The organism is Streptomyces sp. NPDC111802, assembly GCF_055634335.1.
Window position 1 is genome coordinate 1 of the sequence record NZ_JBVKCZ010000139.1, and the last position, 4,995, is coordinate 4,995.

A 4,995-nucleotide genomic window follows, 5' to 3' on the forward strand; every position below is an offset into this window, starting at 1 on the left:
ACGAACTACCCAGTGTCACCAAGGATGAAATCAGCCCAAACCGACCATCAGCGGGCTGCTGACCAGCAGAGTTCTGCTAATTCACTGGCATTGCCCTGACCTGGACCTAGCCGACTCCCGGTCGGTGGCCGCGTTCGTGGTGCTTGCGCTGTCCCGAGCAGGCGTTACCCGAGTCTTCGGCGTGCCTGGCGGGCCCCTTCTGCCCCTGTACGAAGCGATCGAGGACTGTCCGGGCATCGAGCCCGTCCTGGCCAAGCACGAAGAAGCGGCCGCATTCATGGCCTTGGGCTACGCCCAAATCACCGGCAAGCTCGGGGTCATGTGCGCGACGACCGGGCCAGGTGCTCTTCATGCCCTGACCGGCGTGGCAAGTGCGACCGCCGACAGTGTGCCTGTCCTTGCGCTGACCGCGCAGGTCGACTCCTCGATTTTCGGACGAGGCGGCCTCCAAGACAGCAGTGGGGGCGGCTGGAGTGTCGATACCGTCGACGCTTTCAGGTCTGCCACGAAGTTGTCGGCTCTGGCCGTCCGCCCTGAGCAAGTACCCCGGTTGCTGGCGCTGGCGGTGCGTACGGCGTATGCGGGTCGGCCGGGGGGCGTTCACCTGAGCTTGCCCGCGGATGTACTGACAGGGCGCCTGAAGCCAGTTGCTCTGCCCGATCTCCGGCGCCCCGGCGTGGCGGCTCCAGACCCATCGGCTGTGGGTGAACTCGCTGATGCCGTAAGGGCCGCCGACCGCGGTGTGGTGCTGGCAGGGCAGGGCGCCAAGCTCGCCGGGGCCGGCCCCGAGCTGGTCCGGCTAGCAGAAATGTTGTCCTGGCCGGTGGCCACTACTCTCAAGGGTAAGAGCGTCTTCCCCGAAGATCACCCGCTCTCGGCTGGTGTCTTCGGCTTCGGCGGCACCGCCCGCGCACACGAGACGGTGCTCGCTGCCGGTGTGGACACCGTGTTCGTTGTGGGAAGCGCACTGGGAGAGCTTGCCACACAGGGCTGGGAGCCTCGTCTGGTGCACAGCCGTCGGCTGTTGCGTATCGACGTCGATCCGCTTTGCGCGGGCGCGGGATTCGAAGCGGACGTCTTCGTCCCGGGTGATGCGCGTGCCGTGCTGGACGTCTTGCTGGCGGGATTCCGCCCTACGCCGGCATCGAAGGCCTCCCCTGTTGCCTGTCCTTCACCACCCGCTACCCTGAACGACCGCGGCCAATTGCGGGCTTCAGCGGTCCTGGATGCGATGAGCAAGCTCCTGCCGGTCGACACCATCGTGTTCGCCGACAATGGCAACTGTCTGAGTTGGCTGGGACAGCACTTCGTGAGCCGCCCTCCTGGGACTATCCACGTCTCCCTCAATGTTGCCTCGATGGGCAGTAGCGCGGGATCCGCGATCGGAGGACAGATCGCCGCAGGCGACCGACCCGTCGTGGCCTTGACCGGAGACGCGGCGTTCGCCATGACCGGCATGGAAATTCACACCGCCGCTGAACTGAAGCTGCCGGTTATTTGGGTTGTGTTGAACAACGCGGGCAACGGAATGGTCCTCAACGTACAGCAGGGGCTATTCGGCCGCTCTGTTGGCGCCATGTACAGCAAACCGTTGGATGTCGTCATGATCGCCCAGGCCTTGGGTGCCGCGAGCCATGTCGTTCACTCGTTGGCACACTTCGAAGAAACCCTACTCAAGGCCTTGGCCACCCCGGGACCCTCGGCCATCGACGTACGGGTCGATGCCGACGAAGTCCCCTGGGCACTGGCCGGAAGGATCACCACACTACGCGCCGCATTCGACCGCGCCTCGCAGTCCGCCAATGGCACGGCAGGGTGAGCAAATGTCCAATGCCTCGGCCGTCCGGCCACCTCACATGCCCGGAATTCTCGGCTGCGGCTACTCGCTGCCGCTCGGAATCCGCCACAATGACGATCCCGTATTCGACCGGATCCGGCGTGACGGGGACAAGGCAGGCCATTCCTTCGACAATCTTGCGTTCTTCACCGGGTCGAAGGAGCGGCGCCACCTGTCCGCCGAAGAACGCATCGAGACCCACATGGCCGTCGCTGCACGTCAAGCTCTCGCGCAGTCCGGGGTCGAGCCGGAGGCGGTGGACCGGCTCTACGGCTATGCCTCCGTTCCCACTCACTTGACACCCAACCCTCTCTACGAGATCCACCACATGCTCGGACTGCCGCAAGAGTCAATGGTGGTCCCGGTCAACAGTGAGTTCTCCAACTTCCCGACGAGTCTCGTGCTTGCCACAGAGACCGTGGCAGCCGGCGGTGCGCAGTACGTGCTGGTCGTATGCGGATCGAACTGGACACGGCACGTCGACTATTCCAAGGGGCATGCCTTCGCTGTGGGAGACGCGGCGGCCGCAACGGTCGTGGGCCCCCGCGGGAAGCTGCGGGTGATGGACCACGCATCGGCCACCCACAGCTCCCAGTATCTGAGCATGACCATGAAAGTGCGGCTCACAGACGTCGACGGCCGCGCGCACCTGCCTCTGGACAGCCACAGGCTCCCAACGCCCGTTTACAGCATGGAGGCGGCCGGCAGCGAGGTCTACCAAAACCTTCTGCACGACGGGCTGCCTGACCTGGTGAAAGATCTGCTGACCCGTAACGGCATTTGCGGCAGCCAGGTCTCTCTCATCACGCACCAGGGTTCACGTCGGCTGCTCGACCACTGGACCAAGCAGATCGGCCCAGGAGCCTACCTGGAATCACTGCAGGATCTCGGCAACATGACCCTCGCCACCTATCCCGTCAACCTCGCCCGCCACTTCACTGAAATCAACACTCCATACGTGGTTCTCGCAGCTGTAGGAACAGGATTCCATCTCAGCGCGGTTCTGCTGGAGAAGCAGGCTTGAGCCGCACAAACCAGGATCAGTCCACCGAACCTGAAGCGCTCCGGGTCTGATGGGGGCTCGGGCATATCCCGAGTTGCGCGGAGTCGGGCCATGCCCCCGCCTCCACCGATCCCGGAGCCGTTCCAGTCCACCCAGGAGTTCCTCACTCGCACGGAACACTGACTATGACCTGAACGAACAGCGACGCACCGGCGGCACCGGAGCCATCGGAGGGCCTGAGCGAGCGGCTCACCTCACCACGCCCGCAACAGGTGGCACCACGGTCAAACAGCCGGCATCCCGTGGAGGCATTGAACGCGCCACAAGTGAGACCCAGCCCGGGCAGAAGCATGCCTCCGCCAACTGAACCCGAAACCGGTCGCCGATGCCCTGGAGGCGGCCGAGCGGACCCGCGGTAGCCTCACCATCGTGATCACTCCTCACGGCCACGGATCCCAGCACACCCGTCGGGCGTTCGCGGACGCCTGCCGAGCAGCGAATGTCCGCCAGCCGATGAGTGCCGTCAGCAGCTCAGCTGACAACGCGCTCGCCGGGTCCTTCGACACCGCCTTCAAACGTGAGACGTTCCATCCGCGCCCGATGACCGCACCCAAATGACCAACTGCATCACCGTCTGGTACCAGATCACCGGCGTCACCCTTCGCGAACCCTGATCGATGCTCAATCATGGGTGCGCAAGAAGTGCGTACCTAGAGCGGCATGGCGCGCTTTGGCCGATTGCCATATCCAGCCCGCAGCCTTTCTCATCCAATGTCGCTGTACAAGCAGACGCCGCTGCAGCTCGCGCCATTACTACGGACCACGCCCACAGGCCGCTCCATCCAGCGGGCAGAGCTCTTTCTGACGGAAATAGCATGACCGTTCCCGGGCCGGATAAAGACTCGGCAACGTCAAAAGGATCTTGCATAGGATTACGCTCCCTCTTTTTCACGCACTGGTGACCGCGGCCAATGGATTCGGAATGGCAGTCAACTGAAGATGCCAGACCGGAAGCAAGCGTGTGTGACTGGCCTGTGAGTGGAGAGCTTTCCCACCCTTCGTGACTCGCGCACACCCGGCGCGAACCAGCGCACACGGGTGGAGACATCGGTACGGCGAAGTGCGCAGAGGACGGGGCTTCGGTACCACCCCGCCGGGTGGCTTTCTCCGCTGAGACAACTCACCGGTCCCGGGCGCACCACCACCCGATCCCGCACCACCCCACGGTCTACGCACGAGCTAGTACCGACGTCTACTCCTCTCCCCGGAAAGTCGCCGAAACCGTCCCTTCAAGTAACCATAGGGGCGTACAACTCGCGTTGGGGCCCGGCTAGTTACTCAACCCAAGAGCGGCGGTAATTTCGCCGGTGTCGAACCAGTCGGCCCCAGTCAGCCGGGCGGCGGACTCGGATGTGCACCCTTGCCCGTCCGTACCTCTGCCGCGATCGGTTCCGTGTTGGTATTGACTCCCTAGGTGGGGCCGTTGCTGTACGAAGGGTCGGAACCGGTCACGACCGCATCGTGGTCCCTCGAGTCCGGTGCGGAAGGGCACCGTGGTCGTACAGCTGGCCGCGCGCACGGCAACAGCGGGTGGACTTACCGCAAGGGCCTGGCCTGGAAAAGCCCTCGCCCAGATCGGCGCCATTGGCAAACTGACGCGCATCTACCGGACCCAGACCAGCGGCAAGGTCGAATGCTTCAACCACACCCTGCTCGACGAGCGGGCCAGCCAACCGCACCGCAGCCCCGGCAGGCTTCCCCACGCCCACAACCAACACCGCTGCCACACCGCACTCGGCGGCCAGCCACCCATCCCCGGCCTCAACAATGCTCCGAGTCAATACACCTAGCGCCTCCGGCCCAAGCCCTTCATGCTTCCGGAACGCCGGGAGATCAAGAAAATCGCCAAGTCGAAACCAGTCGAACACGGCCTGCCGCTTTCAACGTGGAGCCTGGCCAAACTGGCCGACTTCCTGGTCGCCGAGGGGGTGGTCGATGACATCAGCCACGAGGACCTTCACACCCTGTTCTGCGAGGAGGGCGTCTCCTTTCAACCCATAAGACCGTGTCCTATGTGGTGAGGCGGACGAGTCGCTTGTAGCAGCAAAGGGCAGCTGCGAGTCCGAGGAAGGCCAGGTAGTTGCGGGGATTGCGC

General features: G+C 64.1%; 3 protein-coding genes and 1 pseudogene. All 4 read left to right on the plus strand.

Annotated features, from left to right (window positions below):
• Positions 1–124 precede the first annotated feature (124 nt).
• The gene (locus tag ACZ7NC_RS44410; protein ID WP_471497830.1) at positions 125–1,819 is read left to right on the plus strand and encodes a thiamine pyrophosphate-binding protein; all 1,695 of its coding nucleotides are present in this window, start codon (positions 125–127) and stop codon (positions 1,817–1,819) included.
• Between the two features lie 4 nt (positions 1,820–1,823).
• Positions 1,824–2,861 (plus strand): hypothetical protein, encoded by a 1,038-nt coding sequence (locus ACZ7NC_RS44415; protein WP_471497833.1) that lies wholly within the window; start codon positions 1,824–1,826, stop codon positions 2,859–2,861.
• 1,532 nt (positions 2,862–4,393) lie between these two features.
• A complete protein-coding gene (locus ACZ7NC_RS44420; protein WP_471497835.1) occupies positions 4,394–4,690 on the plus strand; it encodes a hypothetical protein in 297 nt (98 codons plus the stop codon).
• Between the two features lie 6 nt (positions 4,691–4,696).
• Positions 4,697–4,903, plus strand: a pseudogene (locus ACZ7NC_RS44425) (IS630 family transposase); the annotation flags it as partial.
• Positions 4,904–4,995: the final 92 nt, after the last annotated feature.